This is a genomic window from Changpingibacter yushuensis (assembly GCF_014041995.1).
GTDB classification, from domain to species: Bacteria; Actinomycetota; Actinomycetes; order Actinomycetales; family Actinomycetaceae; genus Changpingibacter; species Changpingibacter yushuensis.
In genome coordinates this window covers 1,062,275-1,080,704 of the sequence record NZ_CP059492.1, presented here as the reverse complement: position 1 = coordinate 1,080,704, position 18,430 = coordinate 1,062,275, and the positions used below count along the sequence as shown (strand labels likewise).

Genomic DNA, 18,430 nt, shown 5'->3' with positions numbered 1-18,430 from the left:
ATGGAGAAACAGTGCTGCACGCCAACCGTGCTGACAAGAAGCTACGGTCAATCCATCTGACACTCGAGGCCATCGGAAAGATGGTCGAAGAGTGCACCGGCAACCAGTTGTAGCGGAGCGAAGCGCTCCGGGTGCCTCCGTATTCTTGCCACGAGCTCACTCGCCACGAGGCAGCTGCACCGTGCGAGTAGCGTGGACCACGATCCTCATCCGGGCAGGGCCATGCGTGTCTCATCATTCCCGATACAGAAGACCGCCAATCCGAGTTAAAGAACTAGGTCAGGGCCATTTCCAATTGGTGCGCGAGGGGGGACTTGAACCCCCACGTCCTAAGACACCAGAACCTAAATCTGGCGCGTCTGCCATTTCGCCACTCGCGCGTGCCTACCTAGTTTAGCGGCACCCACCGCTGTTTCGTCAAAACGATGAGCCCTCCAAACTCACTTCACTGTCAGAGAACCACTGGCAGGCAACAACTCAACCCAGGTGTTTCCTGGCTCGAGGGCCACAGCGTCACCTTGATCATCGGTGAACACAAACGGCTCATTGACGCCCGCTTTCTGCCACGTGCCAGTGAAGTGTTGGCCGGTTATGAAGTAGTCAAGCTTCCCAGTTCCTTCCAAGATCGTCTCTGGCACTGCAGCACCCGCCACATCGGTGTAGCTGAGATTCCTCGTCTGCGCAGTAACGACAACAACGTTGGTAGCCGTGACTACCTCGCCTGAGGTCAGAGACGTTGTTTCTACGCCGTCGTCGGACCTCTCCCACGCTGAAGATTGCGCATTCCAAGCCCAACCAGATGTGACGGACGGATAGGCAACAGTCACCGAGGAGGCTGGCACACCTCCATCTTTCGTCTCACCTTCGGTCAGGTAGTGGACAAAGGCCGCGGAACACTGTTCGGGCTGTGAGACAACGCCGGTTCCTTCGGCCAATGAAACATACAGATTGTGCGGAGCCACGCGCGTAGAAGCCCGGTAAAAGCCCTTGGCGCCTTCTTCGAGAACCTGAACACCTGCGGCGTTCACCTTGTTCACAAAGTCCTGGATGCCACCGGAGAAGAACAATGCGACGCCCGCATCCCACTGCCCAAGAAGCGCAGCGTCAGTCGGCCGAATGGACCGAACCGGTCCCACCGATTCGGGCAACACAGAATCGTAAAGCGCCAGGAAGCGCGTCTGCCCGCCCTCAACAAGCTGGACGAACACGATGTCCGCGTCCTCAAGTCCGGATTGCGGGCGGGCCCGAGGCGAGTTTTCTACCTTGACGCCAAGCACCGCCTGCGGTTTGGCGCCGTGTGCCGTCAACCCCGTGAGAGGAGCCGGATCACATCCGGTGGGGGCCTCACTTGTTGTGGACTGTGCAGGTGCCGGGCTTGATGAAACCGAACTGGAGTCCGCACCGGGCACACTAGACGTACATGAGGCGAGAGCGAGCGTCAGCGCGCCAATCACCAACAAAAGTGGACGACGCTTCATCAGGGCCCCCGAGTTCGTTGTGGTTCAGGCTTCACAATAGCCATTTGCATTCAGTTCACACGGCAAACGCGCCTATTTGCCCACTCCAAAATGCCGTCGGCCCGCTCTGAAGTCCTGTAGCCCGCTCCAAAATGCCGTTGGCCCACTCCAAAACGCCGTTGGCTATGCGCCGATTGGCTATGCGTCGATGCCGAGATCGCGGCGCAGGCGCGCCACATGGCCGGTCGCTTTCACGTTGTACTTCGCATCCGTGATGGTGCCGTCTTTGCCAACCACGAAGGTTGACCGAATGACGCCCTGAACAACTCGCCCGTAGTTCTTCTTCTCTCCGAACGCACCGTAAGCCTCAAGTACCTTCTTCTCAGGGTCAGATGCGAGCGGGAAGTTCAGCGAGTCGCGGTCTGTAAATGAGACAAGCGATTTCACTGAGTCAGGCGAAATCCCCACCACCGTGTATCCGGCGCCTCTCAAGGAGTTCAGCGAATCCCTGAAGTCACACGCTTCGGTTGTGCATCCGGGAGTCATTGCCTTCGGATAGAAATAGACGACGACGCCGCGATCCGCCTTCTGTAGTTCCTCCGCAAGCGAGAAAACTCCGTCTTGAGTAGGTAGTTCGAAATCTGGTGCTTTGTCACCCTGCGCTAGCTTAGTCATGGTTCAATTCTCCCACGACCTCACCACAACTTCCCGTAGTCCTCTTTCACCTTGATTGCTATGAAAGCGAAAACAATGACCAGCATGAAGCCCGCGAACAGCGGCCATAGCCCCAATGGTGACGGGCAGAAGAGCAGAACGGCGATAACCCCAGTGAGCATGAGCCACAACTTGCGCTTCATGTAGCCGAACACCAACAGCACCATCGCCAAGGTAGCGGCGATTACGGATGCCACATAGAGCCGAGCATCAGAACTGGAGAGCACGGCCACCCATGCCAGAACCAGCATGAGTGCCGAATAGATCAAACATGCGAGGGCAAGGGGACGAACTGTTCTTTCCACGTCCACAGCCTACCTATCATTTGCGAGAAATGATTGAACCGGCAGAGCTTCTCACCTTCTGCCTCGCAAACCCGTCGAAGTTTGCTTCGCACACACGGTCAAGTTTGCGGCACGCACCCGGCAAAGCTGCCTCGCAAACCCGTCGAGGTTTGCTTCGCACACACGGTCAAGTTTGCGGCACGCACCCGGCAAAGCTGCCTCGCGCACACCACAAGGTTCACCGGCCGAGAAACGCCCGAATCCGGTACGGACAGGATCCGCCCCCTACTGGCAGAATTGCTTCATGAGCGAAATCGATTCTGCAGACATGGGTCCGTGGCTTTCACCAGAGGACCTCGAGTTCGTCAGGCAGAAAGTGCCGATGGTTTACGTTGAGATTGTCCCCGTCAGGGTAGATGACCTTGGTTCATTGGAGGCGGTTGGAATGCTCCTGTGCGTCGATGCAGACAGCATCGTACGAACCTTCCCCTCAGGGCGCGTGCTCTATCACGAAACGATGCGCGAGGCGCTCCTGCGCCACATCGAAAAGGATCTTGGCCCGGTGGCACTGCCGCAGCTTCCGCCATGCATTGCACCATTCACAGTGTCCGAATACTTCCCCACCCCCGGGGCCGGTTGGTATGACGAACGCCAACATGCCATCGCCCTCGCGTACATCGTTCCGATGCACGGAGACTGCAATCCCGGCTCGGATTCGCTCGAACTCACGTGGTTCACCCCTGGAGAAGCACGCACCCCGGAACTCCAGAATGAACTGGCTCCGGGGCACGCCGCACTGTTGCGCCAAGCGATGGCGCGAATGGGTGAACTCTAAGCTTGTTCCAGCTCGTGGCTGATGACCGGGGCGAGTGCACGGAATGCCTTGCCTCGATGCGAGATCGCATCCTTTGCTGCGGGGCTCAGCTCAGCTGCTGAAACCGTATATCCATCCGGTTGGAAGATTGGATCGTAACCGAATCCGTTGACCCCACGCGCGGAGCGCAACAGCGTCCCTTCCATATCTGCCTCACGGACCACTTCGCGGCCATCGGGCGTCACAAGCGCTGCCGCACAGTGGAACTGCGCTCCGCGATACTTGTCTGGAACATCGGACATCTGGTTGAGAAGCAACTGAAGGTTAGCTTCGTCGTCGCCATGATGGCCGCACCAGCGCGCGGAAAAGATTCCCGGCGCACCACCCAACGCATCCACGCAAATACCCGAATCATCGGCAACCGCCAGAAGGCCAGTAGCTGCGGCAATCTGGCGCGCTTTGATCAGTGCGTTGCCAGCAAATGTCACTTCGTCTTCGATGGGCTCCGGTAGATCGAAACCGGATGCGCTGACGATCACATCAGGGTCCAGATTCGGCAGAAGCGGGTGCAAAATCGCACGAAGCTCGCCGACTTTGTGTTCATTGCGCGTTGCTAGGACAAGAACTGGCTGCACGTTGGTCACGCTTGGCCGCCGACGATGCCAGAATGAATGGCGTCCTGGCCAAACAGAGCCTCGCGCTGCAGCGCTGCAAGATGATTGGTACCGGTGGTGGCTAGATCGAGAAGCGTGCCCAACTCGTCCCGCGAGAACGGCGCGTGTTCGGCGGTACCTTGGATTTCCACGAACTTGCCTGATCCCATCGCAACCACGTTCATGTCAGTATCCGCGCGTGAATCCTCCTCATAAGGTAGGTCAAGAACGGGGTGCCCATCGATGATTCCCACCGATACTGCCGATATCGTGTCGTTCAGAATAGGACTGCCCACACGCGGGCGCATGATCTTCTTTTCCACTGCCCAGTTGACGGCATCAGCTAGCGCCACGAAGGCACCCGTCACGGAAGCAGTGCGGGTTCCGCCGTCGGCCTGAAGAACGTCGCAATCCAACACGATGGTGTTCTCCCCCAAGGCTTCCATGTCGACAGCCGCACGCAGCGCGCGTCCCACGAGCCGGGAGATCTCATGAGTACGCCCGCCCAGCTTGCCGCGTACGGACTCGCGTTGCATACGCTCATTGGTTGCTCGCGGCAGCATGGAGTACTCGCCGGTCACCCACCCAAGCCCGGAATCGCGGCGCCACCGCGGCACACCTTGGGTGAAAGAGGCAACGCACAACACGGTTGTCTTTCCAAAAGAAACTAGGACTGATCCTTCGCCTTCATCAAGGAAGTGGCGGCGGATCGTCACGGGACGCATTTCATCAACGGCGCGCCCATCGGCGCGAGACCACGTGCTCATAACTTCGAGCCTACCAGCGTGGCGATGCAGCGCAGCGGCGCCGCCACGTCAGATGACGAACGTCTCCCCTGGCTCCACACAGTGCACGGGACCGGCATAGACTTGCTCGGCTGCTCGGCGAACCTTCTCTGGATCCGTCCAGGGCTGCAGGTGCGTGAGAAGCAACCGAGATGCGCCCGCGCGCTCAGCGAGCGTGCCTGCACGCGAACCCGTCATATGGACGCCACGTACTTCGTCCCGTCCATCCTCAAAAGCACACTCGGAGAGCAGTAGATCAGCGCCCATGGCCATCTCAACCTCCGGATCACACAGATCCGTGTCCCCTGTATAGCCGAAGATGACGTACGAATCCGGGTTTGATTCGGAGGGCCCACTCACCCGTATTCCCACCGCAGGAACAGTGTGTTCAGCGCCGAAGAACTCAAAGCGCATAGGACCTACCTCGATGACTCCTCCCGGCGCAATGTCATGGAAGGAGAACTCACCCTCATACGTCTCATCCTCGCGGTCACCGCTGACCTGACGGGTGCGATGCAGACCATCTTGGGGGGCAAACACGTCGACCCTCGGCAGGGGCCCACCGGGAAACCAACGGCGATAAACCTGCATGCCAACGATGTCCGCGCAGTGATCCGTGTGCAGGTGGGAAAAGACCATGGCGTCCAGATCTGCCGGATCGAGGTACTTGAGGGACTGCCCCATGGCACCAGGTCCAAAATCCAGCATCGCCGAGTATGTTCGGATCTTGCCGTCCTGGTAATCGTCGCATTGGAGAAGGTAGGCCGACGCCGCCGCGGATCTGCCGGACATCGATCCAGAGCAGCCAATGATGGTAAGTCTCATGATGACAACGCTTCCGTGGGGTGAAGGGGCATGTCGGAGGTGGAATGGACCATCGCAACTTCCGGACCGAGGAACCTGCGAGCCAGAGTTCCAAAGGATGCGGGATCGCCGGTGGCGTAGAACTCACGGTTGACCTCAGCGGGAGGTGCCATGAGATCGTTGATCGAAAGCTGGCGGTAGACGTCCCGTGCGGTTTCATCATCAGAGGAGACGAGCGTGACGTCCTCCCCCATAACCAAACCAATGACGCCAGCCAAGAGCGGGTAGTGAGTACATCCGAGCACCAAGGTGTCCACATTCGCGTCCAACATCGGTGCTAGGTATTCGCGCGCCACCGCTTCCACTTCCGGGCCAGCCGTAATGCCAGATTCCACGAGCTCCACAAATCGAGGGCAGGCGGCCATGGTCAGCTGCAAGTTGGGGGCGGCTGCAAAGGCGTCCGCGTATGCTCCTGAGGCGATCGTGGCCCGTGTGCCGATCACGCCAATGCGACCGGTACGAGTTGCCCGTACAGCGCGGCGAACTGCCGGCTGAATAACCTCAACAACAGGGATTCCGTATGCGCGTTGGTAGCGTTCGCGCGCATCGGCCAGGACCGCTGCCGAGGCCGAGTTGCACGCGATAACGAGCATTTTGACGTCCGAAGCAACCAATCGATCCATCACGTCAAGCGCGCATTCGCGCACCTGCGCTATAGATTTTGGGCCGTACGGACTGTTCGCGGTGTCGCCAATATAAGTCATGGATTCACCCGGGAGCTGATCAATAATCGCGCGGGCAACCGTCAGGCCACCTACCCCAGAATCAAAAATACCAATCGAACGAGAGTCCATGATGTGGACTTTACTTCCGCCGGGCCTTGTTTCCGACCGCAAGTAGGAGTGACTCTTGCCACCACGTGAGCATCGAGTAGAGAACTGTGAGGAGATCATCGGATGTCTCCACCGGATGGAGGTCTCGCTCAGAACCGTTACCCGTCATCTCCGCCGCCCTGTCATAGGCCTGTTCTGAACTGGCGTCATCCACTATATTCAGCCGCGCAGCCAGCACAATCCGGATGTCATTGATAGCGGCCAGCCAAGCCGGGGCATCCTCGTTTGTGATCCACACTGTGTCCGAATCGCCGTCAAGCGAGGCGTACAAAGTGGCCAAGTTCTCTACCTTCTGACGCGACACGCTGTCCTGAGTGATGTTTCTCAATTCCCGTGCCAGTTCGGGATCTTCAGACATGTCAGGAAGGAGGTGAAGGATGGCTTCATCCATGGGGACATGGCGGTCATCACCGGATTCGTCCGGCATAAACAATGCGCCGTCAGCGGGCTCACTGATCTGATCCATGGCAATGCCGAGTTCCGCTAGATCTGAAAGCTCGGCCTCATAGCCAGCCAACGGGTCCCCCGGGTCGAATCCATCGTCAAAGGCAGCCTGAGCGCGTTCGGCTCTCTGCTCCAAGATGTCCGATATGCGCTCCCCGAGCATGAAGCAGACGTCACGTGCCAAGCCGCGTACAACGTGCCGCTCTGTCTCATCAGCAGTGGATGTGTACCCTCCACGCTCCGGCCGAAATGCCCACATGAGAAGTCCTCTCCGAATGCTTACTCTTCTTCTTCGATCGTGGCCCATAGCCCGAAAGCGTGCATCGCCTGAGCATCTGCTTCCATTTGCTCGCGTTGCCCGTGCGATACCACTGCGCGGCCGCGTTCGTGTACGCGCAGCATGAGGCTGCGTGCGGTGTCAGGAGTCATCGAGAAATACGTCATGAAAACCCACTCCACGTAGGTCATGAGGTTGACCGGATCGTTGTGCACCACCGTGCGCCACCCGCGCGTTTGTTCAGCCTCCGGCTGTGATGAAGAGGCGGAAGCTGGCGTTGACCGAGGTTGGCTACTCACGGCACCAAGTGTAGTGAACTGTGCGGGAGATCGGCACCTTGGGCGGTTGAGCGGGACGCGAGTGGGTCAATACCTGGCATGTGGATGTGGCCTGTGTGACTACGCCAACGAGCCACACTCACCCCAAGGTAGGCTGGAACCTATGGCAATTAGTCAGAGCACAGCGCTGCTCACCGACATGTATGAACTGACAATGCTGGACGCCGCCTTCGCATCAGGCACCGCGCTGCGGCCAAGCGTCTTCGAAGTATTTGCGCGCCGCCTGCCCGGAAACCGGCGTTACGGAGTGGTAGCTGGCACGGGACGTGTCATGGAAGCCGTACGTGATTTCAGATTCGACGACGACGAGATCGCCTACCTTGCGTCCATCAACATCGTCTCCCAGACCACACTTGATTGGCTTGCCGATTATCGCTTCTCCGGGAGCATCTACGGCTACGCAGAAGGTGAATGCTATTTCCCCTATTCGCCCATCATGACTGTGACCGGCACATTTGCTGAAACCTGCATTCTAGAGACCGTCATCCTTTCTATCCTTAACCATGACTCCGCAGTGGCAACAGCGGCTTCCCGCATGATCACCGCCGCGCATGGGCGCCCCTGCCTTGAGTTTGGAGCCCGCCGCACTCACGAGGAAGCGGCCGTTCACGCCGCACGCGCCGCGGTGATCGCTGGGTTTATTGGTACGTCGGATCTCGAAGCCGGACGCCAATATGGCCTGAAGGTTGCCGGAACCTCCGCTCATTCATTCACGCTTCTCCATGACAGCGAAGAACAGGCTTTCGAATCGCAGATCGCCACAATGGGAACTGACACCACGTTGCTTGTGGATACTTATGAAATTCACACTGGGGTTGAGCGCGCGGTTGCTGCGGCCCGTGCTGCTGGCGGAGAAGTCGGCGCCATCCGCATTGACTCCGGAGATCTCATTGCCCAAGCGTTCACCACTCGCAAGCAACTTGATGATCTGGGTGCCACCGCCACGAAGATTACTGTGACGTCCGATCTGGATGAGTACTCCATTGCTGCGCTCAATGCAGCGCCCGTTGACTCCTACGGTGTAGGAACGCAACTGGTTACTGGCTCGGGACACCCCACGGCGGAAATGGTGTACAAGCTTGTGGCACGCGAAGGCGCCGATGGCCAAATGCATGAAGTTGCAAAGAACTCTGAGAACAAGCAGACCGTTGGCGGGTTCAAAGTAGCTGGGCGGGTGCGCGACTCCAAGGGTCGCGCAGCTCAGGAACTCATCGTCTCAGCCCAAACATGGGAGCAGGGCCAGGCCTACCTTGAGCGGGCTGGTGCTCGCCCTGTTCAGGTCCAACTCATCTCAGACGGAGTGATTGACCAGAGCACTCTGGGAGCCGATGGAGTACGTGCAGCGGCAGCACGCCACGAAGCTTCTCGGGCGGAGCTTCCATATGACGGCTGGCGCCTCTCTGCTGGTGATCCGGCTGTGCCTGTCAAAATGGTGGACATCTTCCTCGGCGACGATTAAGGCACGAAGCTCGCGGAGATCTTTGGCGCGCGGGGCGGTGAGTTCGTCGTTACGAACTCACCGCCCCGCGCGTGCTTAGCTACTTTCTGCCTACAAACCAGCGGCGGACCTGAGCAATCCGCGCCTCGATCTCGTCTGCCGATGCACGAGGTACCTCTGGTCCACCACAGATCGATCGCAGCCGCGAGTGAATCATCGCGTGCGACTCTCCGCTCTTGAGCGCCCACGCAGAAACCAAACTAGAGAGCTCCTTCCGCGCAGCTCGCCTCCGCTTCATCTCATCCTGCGGTAGTGAAGTAGTAGCTGGCTTCGCGTTTCCTGAGTTGTTGCGCTTGTTCTGCTCTGCTTGATGGTGACGCAACAGCGTTGTCACTTCTTCAGGTTCAAGGAGCCCAGGAATCCCTAAGAAGTCAGCTTCCTCATCAGAGCCCACCAGAGCAGTGGTTCCAAACTCGCCGCCATCAAACAGCGCCCTATCGAAGGACGCTTCCGAATCCAAGGCAGCAAAACCTGGCAGCGCCAACTGGTCCGAGGCAGCTTCTTCCCGATTCGCCTCGGCGAGCTCCTCGTCATTCCACATGCCATCTTCATGGTTTTCAGGCTTAGCCAGCGCGTGCTCGCGCTCCTTCTCCATCTCGCCAGCCAGCTCCAGCAACTGCGGAACCGAAGGAAGGAACACCGTTGCCGTCTCCCCGCGCTTCCTCGCTCGCACGAACCGCCCAACGGCCTGAGCAAAGAACAACGCTGTGGCAGTCGAGGTCGCATACACACCAACCGAGAGGCGCGGCACGTCCACACCTTCCGAGACCATGCGGACTGCGACCATCCACCTGGAAGATCCGTTCGCAAACTCCTCGATACGATCGGAGGCGCCGGCGTCGTCGGACAACACAACCGTGGGTTCCTCACCCGAAATCATCGCCAGTTGAGAAGCATACGCACGCGCCGTCTTGTGATCAGTAGCGATCACCAAACCACCGGCGTCTGGGATATAACGCCGCACGTTTGTCAGGCGCTCGTCGGCCGCGGAGAGGACCGCAGGGATCCAATCCCCATCAGGGTTAAGCGCAGTACGCCACGCCTGGCCCGTCATATCCTTTGTCAGCGGTTCACCAAGCGTTGCCGAAACCACGTCGCCCTGCTTGGTCTGCCAGCGCATCTGGCCGGAATAGCTGAGGAACATGACCGGGCGAACAACCCCGTCACGCAATGCGGAGCTATAGCCGTACGTAAAGTCGGCACGCGACCGCTTGACGCCGTCGCCATCTGGCGCGTACTCAACGAACGGAATCGGTGACGTGTCCGAACGAAAAGGAGTTCCTGTCAGAGAGAGGCGGCGCGTAGCAGCGTCAAATGCCATCCGGATTCCATCGCCCCAAGAAAGCGCGTCACCGCCGTGGTGGATCTCGTCGAGGATCACAAGAGTTGGACGCCGGCGCGTACGCGACCGGTGCAACTCCGGGTTGGCAGCCACCTGCGCATACGTCACGCACACACCGTCAAAAAAGCTGCCTTCCTCGCCTTGAGCATTGGTGAAATCGGGATCGAGTTGGAGTCCAACACGGGAAGCCGCCTGTGCCCACTGAGTCTTCAGATGCTCGGTTGGGCACACCACAGTCACCTTGCGTACCGTGCCACGCGAGAGTTGTTCGACGGCGATGCGCAGCGCAAACGTTGTCTTTCCCGCTCCTGGCGTAGCAACTGCCAAGAAGTCCTGCGGATCCTCTGCAAAGTAGCGTTCGAGCGCCTCTGCCTGCCACGCGCGCAAAGAAGATGCCGTTCCCCACGCAGCACGCTGCGGGAAAGAAGGGGACAGGCTTACGGCAGCGGAGACCGATGCCGATCGTGGGTTAGGGCGTGAGGCGGAACGTGACCCGCCGGTCACTTATCGCTTCCCGGAACGTCAGGGCCAAATGGCCAACCAGAACCGCCCTTGCCCATCTCTTCATAGATTGCCTTGCACGTGGGGCAGATGGGAAAACGGTCAGGGTTACGCGAAGGCGTCCACACCTTGCCGCACAGTGCCACGACGGGCTGCCCCATAATGGCCGACTCAGTGATCCGCTCCTTGCGCACGTAGTGCGCGTAGCGTTCCTCGTCTCCCGGAGAACGCTGTTCCTCTGTGCGCTCAAGGACTTCCGTGCCCGCAGAAGTTGCGGAATCAGGTCCGCCCGGCTCGCCGGGTGTGCTTGGTGGCTCAGGAGGCAAAGTGCTCATGGAACCAGTGTAGAAGAGTTGCCCACCTGCTCCGCCACATCTGTGTAGTTTCTCATCGGGGAGTGTCGCCGGCACACCACACCCTGCTGCTTGCACATGCGCAGGTCAGCTTGCGGGAAATGAGGGCGGGGCCCGGCACGTGTGTGCCGGGCCCCGCCTGAGCTATGCGCAATGACTAGCTAAGAATCACTTAGCGACAGCCTTCTTCAGCGCCGAACCAGCAGTCAGCTTGACGCCGAAGCCGGCTGGAATTTCGATCTCTTCGCCGGTACGTGGGTTGCGGCCCTTACGCGCGGCGCGCTCAGTGCGCTCCACTGCCAAGAGGCCAGTAATCTTGACGGCTTCGCCATTGGCGAGGGACTCGACTAGGACTTCCTGAAGAGCAGCCAATGCCTTGTCAGCGTCGGACTTGGACAGGTTTGCCTTTTCGGCGATCGCAGCGATCAGTTCAGTGCGGTTAAGGGACATTCCCGTACCTCTCGTTTTCAGTATTTGTGGATGCTTGGCCCATCTGGGGCCATTAGGCAAAAATCTATCGGATAATCTCCGGTCAATACATACTTGATCGGTGAAAACCCTAGATCCTACCGAGGGAATTCACAGTAACGATAAGCCAAACACCACTGCAAATGCGTGAGCAATCGCCGAAACAGACCCCGGCAAGTTGCCGAACTCCACGTGTTTGACATCAGAACCTGAATTCTCACCGTAGGTGCCTGTTGTCGAGCATCGATCTATTAGCTGTCTCAACATACAACGTTCGCGAGTTCGCCGCAATCGGCTAGATGTAGCGGGTTTTGGCTCGCTCGTGGAACTCACAGGATCGAATGACACTACCGCAGTTCCACAACACCGGGGTTACCCCGCATGTCGGGACGTTAATCAGAACATCCGGTGCGTGGCCGCCTCACATCGCGAGCAGAGGAAATCTCCCCCGCTAGCCTTTCCTTCCGGGAATCCCCCGCTAGCCTTTCCTTCCGGGAATCCACCGCTAGCCTTTCCTTCCGGGAATGAGACGAGCGGAGTTGAGGATGAAAACGGTCTCGCTCCCAACGTGCACAAGAGCAGCCAAGACAGGGCCGAGCAGTCCGAACCCGGCCAACGCCATACCGATCAGATCCACAGCTATGGTGCCACCAAAGTTGAACATGACGATTCGACGGGCTCGCTGTGCCACATCGATCGTTTGAACCAAATCGTTCATATCTGAGCTGATGAGTACCACGTCGGCACTGTCCCGCGCGATGTCAGTACCCGAGCCCATTGCAATGCCAACGTCGGCGCGAGCGAGCGCGGGCGCATCGTTCACTCCGTCGCCCACCATTGCCAGCCGGTGCCCCGCGGCCCGTTCGGCATCGATGGCTGCGAGCTTCTCGTGCGGCAGCAATCCAGCACGGAAATCGTCGATGCCTAACTCGCCTGCTATCGCCCGTGCCGTGACCTCCTGATCTCCCGTGATGATGATGGTGCGGAGCCCACGCCTGTGCAGTTGCTCTACCGCACTCTGAGCAGACTCACGCGCGGTATCGGCCAGCAGAATGGTCCCAGCGAACCTCCCATCGATACTCACATACACGGGAGTAGATATACCCCGCCCATCCATGGCGTCCGGAGCATCTGGCACTAAGGCTCGACTTCCGGCAGCGATGGCATGGCCGTGGCTCGTTGCAGTAACACCCTTGCCAAGGTGGTATTCAAAGTCAGTAGCTGGCTCAACTTCTAGACCATGAGAATGCGCGAAACCAATTATGGCCTGCCCAAGAGGATGCTCAGAGTATGCTTCCGCAGCTGCCGCCAGCCGCAGGATGTTCTCCGCATCGTTGCCAGGTCGTGCATGTATGTCCACCACCGTTGGAGTACCGGTTGTGAGAGTTCCCGTCTTGTCAAACACCACTGTGTCCACTTCAGAAAGGGCCTCCAGATGGGCTCCATCTTTCACGAAAGCGCCAGAGCGGGCGATACGTGCAATTGCCGCAAGAACCGCAAGCGGAGTGCCTGCTGCGATGCCGCAAGCTCCGGCAACTACCACCACCGATATCGTCGCAGTAACATCGCTCGTTGCGATATATGTGATTACTGCACCAATCAGCGCCAGATAAACCAACCGCGCTGCCAACTTGTCTGCAAGCCGTGCGACCGGTGGTTCAGACGACTGCGCTAAACGCACTGCCTCCACAATGCGCCCGTAGGAGGAATCCTCACCTACCCGCTCGGCACGAAGCTCGACCGCGCCGATCTGATTGATCGATCCGGAGTAGACAGCCGATCCCGGGCCGATCTCCACCGGCAGAGACTCCCCTGTTATCCGTGATGTATCCGCAGTTGATTCCCCAGTGAGAACCGTTCCATCAACGGGGATCCGCCCACCCGGTGCTACGACGACGACGTCGCCGGCTTCGACGTCGGCAAGCGCAACCGAATCAATGGCGTTGCCGCGACGAATCTGCACCATTTCAGGAAGAAAGGCCATGAGATCGGTGAGGGCGTCCCGGCCACGATCCATCGATAGGTCTTCGAGGATCTCGGCCGCAAGGACGAACGTGGTGACCAACAACGCTGTGACCCACTCACCGATCAGAGCTGCCGCTGCGATGGCGATGAGCATGGAGAGTTCCATGCTCATTCGGCGGGCACGCGCGTCCTCCCATGCCTCAGTCAGGATGGGCCAACACCCTACGATCAGGCCCGCAACAGCAACCAGGGGTAACGCATGGGAGGGCCACACTAGGCCGAGCGCCACCGCGACCGTGCACAGTGCGACGAAGGCGGTTCGGGCGAGGTCTCTATGGTTGATTCTTTGCCATAGGCCGACTCCCAAGAGCACATCCTCGGATTCGACGGTTGCAGGTTGGACGGCGTTCACAGCGCTGCCCTCCCCACGCCGCGGTGGTGCGCCGGAAGGCTATCGACTGCGTGTTCGGCCTGGTACACAGCTTGGGTGACTAGCTCACCGGCATGTTCATCGATGAGGCTGTAGAACACTCGGGTACCTGCCTGCCGCGCGTGAACTACCTTTCCCCAGCGGAGTTTTGCCAAATGTTGGGAAACTGCAGTGGGCGATTTTCCGACCGCTTCGGCAAGCTCCCCTACCGACATCTCGCGCTCGCTGAGTGCAAGCACGATCCTGATGCGAGTGGCATCGGAAAGCATCGCGAACACGTCCGCTGCCAACTCCACATACTGCGGGTCCACACTCAACGCAGAAAGCTTAGTATCTTCACACATGCGAAGATACTAAGTCTCGGTCTGGAGTGACACAAGGCATGGTCAAAACCCTGCCTACGAACGCTCAACGCGCTTATATGGCACGCACCCTTCCGAAACTCGGTTCCGGCTTTGCACTAATGAGTTACAAGCACCGCGCGAGCCGCGCTTGACACAACCACAATTGCAGCGAGGGCAACCATCACAACCAACCGGTGATGGCACTTGCGCACCGCAGACGAGGGGTCCTCCAGGCTCCGCAGGTGAAAAGGCCCCGACGACGACCACAACGGTCACGTATTGACTTGTCACGATTCCACCGATGTTGGGCTCTTCCAAGTCGCGCGCGGTAGCTCGGACAATGCCGTCCGAACATCAGAAGCCTGATCTTCGTCAGGCTCTCTAGAAGCGGTCAGGTAAGACTCTTGATTCATGAGAAGTCGGTGGCATGAAATACTTGATTGATGAAATCTTGGCCCACTCCAGTTGCCCTCGGGACAGCAAGCTTGATGCTCGAGCCGTTAACAATAGAGCATGCTGGCGAGATGGTTGACGTTCTGGCACCTTCCGCCATTTATGACCATATCGGTGGGGTTGCCCCTACGGTCACCCAGTTGACCGAACGTTACAAGAGACAAGTCGTGGGACACTCCGGAGACGGTCAGGAGGGTTGGATGAACTGGATCGTTCGCACACAAGACTCTGGAGAAGCGGTTGGCTTCACTCAAGCCACACTGGCCAACAAGGGCGGAGTTGTTTACGCAAATGTAGCTTGGGTTATCTCACCTGTACATCAAGGACGTGGGTTCGCAACGGATGCCGCAAGAATCATGTGTGACTGGTTGCGCTCCCAAGGAGTCGAACTCCTCGTTGCGAACATCAGCCCCGCAAACGTGCCTTCAGTCGCAGTGGCACGCAATCTTGGCTTGCACGCCACAGAGACAATCACGGACGGAGAAACGCGCTGGGAGTCTTGAAGCTTGAGTTCCTGCGGATTCTCACTCGCGCAACAAAAACGGCGTGCGGCCAATGAGCGGGAGCGCACTGCGGTTAAGTTCGTTGCGTTGCCACAGCCTGCGGCGAAGCGTTCGGAGAGCTTCTGCTGACCATCACGGGCCTCGGAGACCGTGAGGACGAAAACAGTCTGGGCGACACCATCAGCCTTGAGGGAGAACGCACCGAATGCTCCGATAACGAGGAGGATCAGGAGAACAGCAAGGAAGGCGACGCCGAGAAGCAGGCTGTCTATTCCTCCGAAATCCTCGCTGAGATCCGCAGTCAAACCCGCGGGGCCCGTGACAAAGGCCGTCAACGAATCCGGAAGTTCGTCGGCGAGAGCGCCGTCGTCGGACACGACCACAACTCTCACCTACCGTCCACCCTGGCCCTCACGGGCGTCTGTGTGCAGCTTGGAAGTCTGCACTTGCTATGAGAATCCACCCTGCCCTCACGGGCGTCTGTTGAGTGTTTGCCGCGGTCAGTCTGTTGACTTTTCGCCGCGTCACTTCCTTTTCTGAGGATCGAGCAATGAATTATTTATTTCGCTTGGCATATTGTTCGCCTAATGTATTAAGATGGTGGTCATGGTAGACAGCACACCCGCTCCAGCGGAAGCCGGAAAGATGGAGATGTATGGAATTCGAGAGAACGACCCCTCGGGCGAACTCGTCGATCTTGAAGGTCTCACCGATGAGGACATCGCCCAGATCACCCGGCTCATGCGAACTCTTGGCAAGCTGAGGGAGGTGGAACGAGAGGTGAGCGAGGCATCCGCGAAATACATGGAGCTCAACGAGACTGACATGAGGGCCCTGCACTATCTCTTGGTGTGCGAGAACCAGAAGGATATTGCCACGCCCAGCAAGATCACGAAGTATCTCAACATCTCTCCCGCGTCCACCACGAAGCTGCTGGACCGGCTGGAGGCGGCTGATCACATCACACGTAGCCAGCACCCTTCCGACCGCCGCGCGCTGCAGATCAGGGTGAATCCTTCGACGCGGAAGGCCGCCTACGAAACGGTCGGGCGCCTTCAGTCACGCCGTTTCTACGCCGCCGCGCGCCTGCGCCCCCACGAGCGAGAAATCGTGATCGAGTTCCTCCAAGACATGGCTGAAAGAATCGATATGAAGAACGCGGATTGGGCAGAACATGACTGATCACTCATTTGTCGCCGAGGCATCGACGCCCGCGCTTGTCGACATGGAGCACCGGAGGAACGTCACCGATCTCTTGGCCGACCGGGTCGCGATTGCTCCCGACCATCGTGCGTTCCGAATCGAGAGGCACGGGACGCTCGTCGACGTGACGACACGAGAGTTCTACGATCTCGTGACGGCAACGGCTCGAGGTCTGATCGCGCAGGGCGTTCGCGCCGGTGACAGGCTCGCGATTCAGGGAGCCACCGGATACCCGTGGGCAGTCGCCGACATGGCGTCGTTCTGGGTCGGCGCCATTGTTATCCCAGTCTTCGACTCATCCTCCCCGGAGCAGGTTCGTCAGATGATGATCGATGCAGAAGTCCAGTGGGCATTTGCTGACAGCGAGGCGAAGCGCCGCACAATCATCGACAGCGGCCTCGACACGGGACGTCAGGTCACGGCATGGGATCTCAGCGATGATGGCCTCTCCCAGGTCGGAGATACTGGCATCAGCATCGACAGCGCGACCGTCGAGGAGCGCAGGCTTTCGGCCGGTCTGGATGACACCGCCACCATGGTTTACACATCTGGTACCGAGGGATCGCCGAAGGGCGTTGTCATTACGCACCGTAACCTCATGGGACAGGTGCTGAACATCGGGGCGGACTATTCGGAGGTAGTCCACGATCGCGGATCGACCCTGATCTTCCTTCCCCTCGCGCACGTTCTCGCCCGCGGTCTTCAGCTCATTTGCATCGCGGCCGGGATGACGATCAGCTACGAGCCCGATCCGAAACAGGCCATAGCCGCACTCAGCGGCATTCGCCCCACCTTCCTCGTTGTTGTTCCCCGGATCCTCGAAAAGGTTCGCGAACGTCTTGCCGCGAGGGCCGAGGAGAAGAAGATGGGGTGGCTGTGGCGCGATGCTGAGCGAACCGGGATCGCCTGGGGCTCTCATCTCGAACGCCTCCAGCACGATCCGAATGACATACCCCCAAAGGGGGTATCCCTCAAGAGGCGTCTCTACGACAAGCTGTTCTACTCGAAGGTTCGGGCGCTTATGGGTGGGAACATTGAGTACCTCCTGTGCGGTGCGGCGCCGCTCAATGCCTCGATCAATCGCCTCTTCAGAGGCATGGGCCTCGAGGTCATTGAAGGCTACGGCCTCACCGAGACAACGGCACCACTGACGGGCAACCGTCCCGGACACAACTACGCCGGCACTGTCGGCCGGCCAAGCCCCGGACATACCGTTCGCATTTCGCCCGCTGGCGAGATCCTTGCCAGCGGCATCGGCGTCTCCCCCGGCTATTACCGCGACCACCACAACGAGGGCGCATTCGTCGACGGATTCCTGAAAACGGGAGACCTCGGGCACCTCGACGCGGAAGGCCGACTCACCATCACCGGTCGCATCCGCGACACCGTGGTGACCGCGGGAGGCAAGACAATTGAACCGCAGGGGTGGCAGGCCAAGGTTGAGGAGAACCCTCTCGTGGCGCACGCCGTCGTGGTGGGAGACTCCCGACCATACCCGGCCGCCCTCATCTTCCTCGACCCGGAAGAGGCAGCGAAACAGGGAATCTCATCCCCTGGTGAGGCTACCGAGGCATCTCAGGTCACCCGAGAGGATCTCATTGCCCGCATCCTGCCCTCCATCCGTCTCGCCAACCTCAGCGTGTCCGCGCCCGAACAGATCAAACGCTTCAAGGTTCTCCTGTGCGACCTCAACCCGGGCGGGGACTTCGTCACCCCGACGATGAAGCTCCGGCGCTCGCGCGTCATCCAGGCCCTCTCCAACGTCATCGACGATCTGTACAAGAACGGCTCAAGTGTATGAGAGCGAAACGGTGGCTTCTCAGTTGGCTGATCGCCATGATCGTGTGTGCGATCACAGCAGCGATTACCTCCCTCATCCTTCGCAACTTCCCTTCAACATCGGAAGC

19 protein-coding genes and 1 tRNA gene are annotated in these 18,430 nt (G+C 59.1%); 5 read left to right on the top strand and 15 right to left on the bottom strand.

The genetic code is table 11. The features are described from left to right. Nucleotides 1–296: 296 nt before the first annotated feature. The 4 genes from H2O17_RS04665 to H2O17_RS04650 form a co-directional block, all read right to left on the bottom strand. Nucleotides 297–380: transfer RNA gene (locus H2O17_RS04665), tRNA-Leu, on the bottom strand. Between the two features lie 60 nt (nucleotides 381–440). Further along, nucleotides 441–1,478 (bottom strand): DUF3048 domain-containing protein, encoded by a 1,038-nt coding sequence (locus H2O17_RS04660; RefSeq protein ID WP_182050600.1) that lies wholly within the window; start codon nucleotides 1,476–1,478, stop codon nucleotides 441–443. 177 nt (nucleotides 1,479–1,655) lie between these two features. Further along, the gene (bcp, locus tag H2O17_RS04655) at nucleotides 1,656–2,132 is read right to left on the bottom strand and encodes a thioredoxin-dependent thiol peroxidase (RefSeq protein ID WP_182050599.1); all 477 of its coding nucleotides are present in this window, start codon (nucleotides 2,130–2,132) and stop codon (nucleotides 1,656–1,658) included. Between the two features lie 20 nt (nucleotides 2,133–2,152). After that, nucleotides 2,153–2,476, bottom strand: coding sequence for a hypothetical protein (locus H2O17_RS04650; protein ID WP_182050598.1), 324 nt, complete (start codon nucleotides 2,474–2,476; stop codon nucleotides 2,153–2,155). A 283-nt stretch (nucleotides 2,477–2,759) separates the two neighbouring features. Here H2O17_RS04650 and H2O17_RS04645 point away from each other — a divergent pair, with 283 nt between their 5' ends. Next, nucleotides 2,760–3,290: a DUF4916 domain-containing protein gene (locus H2O17_RS04645; protein ID WP_182050597.1), complete on the top strand. Its 531-nt coding sequence runs from the start codon at nucleotides 2,760–2,762 to the stop codon at nucleotides 3,288–3,290. Here the strand turns inward: H2O17_RS04645 and rdgB are convergent. The 6 genes from rdgB to clpS are packed head-to-tail and all read right to left on the bottom strand — an operon-like array spanning nucleotide 3,287 to nucleotide 7,424. Continuing rightward, entirely contained in the window at nucleotides 3,287–3,904 is a 618-nt protein-coding gene (rdgB, locus tag H2O17_RS04640; RefSeq protein WP_182050596.1) for an RdgB/HAM1 family non-canonical purine NTP pyrophosphatase, read from the bottom strand. The genes H2O17_RS04645 and rdgB overlap by 4 nt on opposite strands. Before the next feature lie 5 nt (nucleotides 3,905–3,909). Continuing rightward, a complete protein-coding gene (rph, locus tag H2O17_RS04635; protein ID WP_182050594.1) occupies nucleotides 3,910–4,689 on the bottom strand; it encodes a ribonuclease PH in 780 nt (259 codons plus the stop codon). Between the two features lie 48 nt (nucleotides 4,690–4,737). After that, the gene (locus H2O17_RS04630) at nucleotides 4,738–5,532 is read right to left on the bottom strand and encodes an MBL fold metallo-hydrolase (RefSeq protein WP_182050592.1); all 795 of its coding nucleotides are present in this window, start codon (nucleotides 5,530–5,532) and stop codon (nucleotides 4,738–4,740) included. Next, entirely contained in the window at nucleotides 5,529–6,365 is an 837-nt protein-coding gene (gene murI / locus H2O17_RS04625) for a glutamate racemase (RefSeq protein WP_182050590.1), read from the bottom strand. The genes H2O17_RS04630 and murI overlap by 4 nt, the downstream gene beginning before the upstream one ends. 10 nt (nucleotides 6,366–6,375) lie before the next feature. Continuing rightward, nucleotides 6,376–7,107: a DUF2017 family protein gene (locus H2O17_RS04620; RefSeq protein WP_182050588.1), complete on the bottom strand. Its 732-nt coding sequence runs from the start codon at nucleotides 7,105–7,107 to the stop codon at nucleotides 6,376–6,378. A gap of 20 nt (nucleotides 7,108–7,127) precedes the next feature. After that, nucleotides 7,128–7,424 carry an ATP-dependent Clp protease adapter ClpS gene (gene clpS / locus H2O17_RS04615; protein ID WP_182050586.1) on the bottom strand — a complete coding sequence of 99 codons (297 nt, stop codon included), beginning with the start codon at nucleotides 7,422–7,424 and terminating at the stop codon, nucleotides 7,128–7,130. Nucleotides 7,425–7,566: 142 nt separating this feature from the next. Between clpS and H2O17_RS04610 the strand changes: the two genes are divergently transcribed. Beyond that, nucleotides 7,567–8,922, top strand: a complete 1,356-nt coding sequence (locus tag H2O17_RS04610) for a nicotinate phosphoribosyltransferase (RefSeq protein WP_182050584.1) — start codon at nucleotides 7,567–7,569, stop codon at nucleotides 8,920–8,922. Between the two features lie 79 nt (nucleotides 8,923–9,001). Here H2O17_RS04610 and H2O17_RS04605 read toward each other — a convergent pair whose 3' ends face one another. The 5 genes from H2O17_RS04605 to H2O17_RS04585 all read right to left on the bottom strand — a co-directional run bounded on the left by H2O17_RS04605 (nucleotide 9,002) and on the right by H2O17_RS04585 (nucleotide 14,364). Beyond that, nucleotides 9,002–10,807, bottom strand: coding sequence for a DEAD/DEAH box helicase (locus H2O17_RS04605; protein WP_182050582.1), 1,806 nt, complete (start codon nucleotides 10,805–10,807; stop codon nucleotides 9,002–9,004). Then, complete coding sequence (locus H2O17_RS04600; RefSeq protein WP_182050580.1) at nucleotides 10,804–11,139, bottom strand: DUF3039 domain-containing protein; 336 nt, start codon at nucleotides 11,137–11,139, stop codon at nucleotides 10,804–10,806. Before H2O17_RS04600 ends, H2O17_RS04605 begins: the two co-directional genes overlap by 4 nt. A 186-nt stretch (nucleotides 11,140–11,325) precedes the next feature. Further along, nucleotides 11,326–11,607, bottom strand: coding sequence for an HU family DNA-binding protein (locus H2O17_RS04595; protein WP_182050578.1), 282 nt, complete (start codon nucleotides 11,605–11,607; stop codon nucleotides 11,326–11,328). Between the two features lie 523 nt (nucleotides 11,608–12,130). Further along, on the bottom strand, nucleotides 12,131–14,002 hold the full coding sequence (locus H2O17_RS04590) for a heavy metal translocating P-type ATPase (RefSeq protein ID WP_220456828.1): 1,872 nt from the start codon (nucleotides 14,000–14,002) through the stop codon (nucleotides 12,131–12,133). Beyond that, nucleotides 13,999–14,364, bottom strand: coding sequence for an ArsR/SmtB family transcription factor (locus tag H2O17_RS04585; protein WP_182050576.1), 366 nt, complete (start codon nucleotides 14,362–14,364; stop codon nucleotides 13,999–14,001). Before H2O17_RS04585 ends, H2O17_RS04590 begins: the two co-directional genes overlap by 4 nt. A 443-nt stretch (nucleotides 14,365–14,807) precedes the next feature. On the opposite strand from H2O17_RS04585, the gene H2O17_RS11805 reads away from it, so the two are divergent. From H2O17_RS11805 to H2O17_RS04570, 3 genes are all read left to right on the top strand, one after another. After that, entirely contained in the window at nucleotides 14,808–15,320 is a 513-nt protein-coding gene (locus H2O17_RS11805) for a GNAT family N-acetyltransferase (protein ID WP_182050575.1), read from the top strand. Nucleotides 15,321–15,926: 606 nt separating this feature from the next. Beyond that, nucleotides 15,927–16,502, top strand: a complete 576-nt coding sequence (locus H2O17_RS04575) for a MarR family winged helix-turn-helix transcriptional regulator (protein WP_220456827.1) — start codon at nucleotides 15,927–15,929, stop codon at nucleotides 16,500–16,502. Then, nucleotides 16,495–18,324, top strand: a complete 1,830-nt coding sequence (locus tag H2O17_RS04570) for an AMP-dependent synthetase/ligase (RefSeq protein WP_182050571.1) — start codon at nucleotides 16,495–16,497, stop codon at nucleotides 18,322–18,324. Before H2O17_RS04575 ends, H2O17_RS04570 begins: the two co-directional genes overlap by 8 nt. Nucleotides 18,325–18,430: the final 106 nt, after the last annotated feature.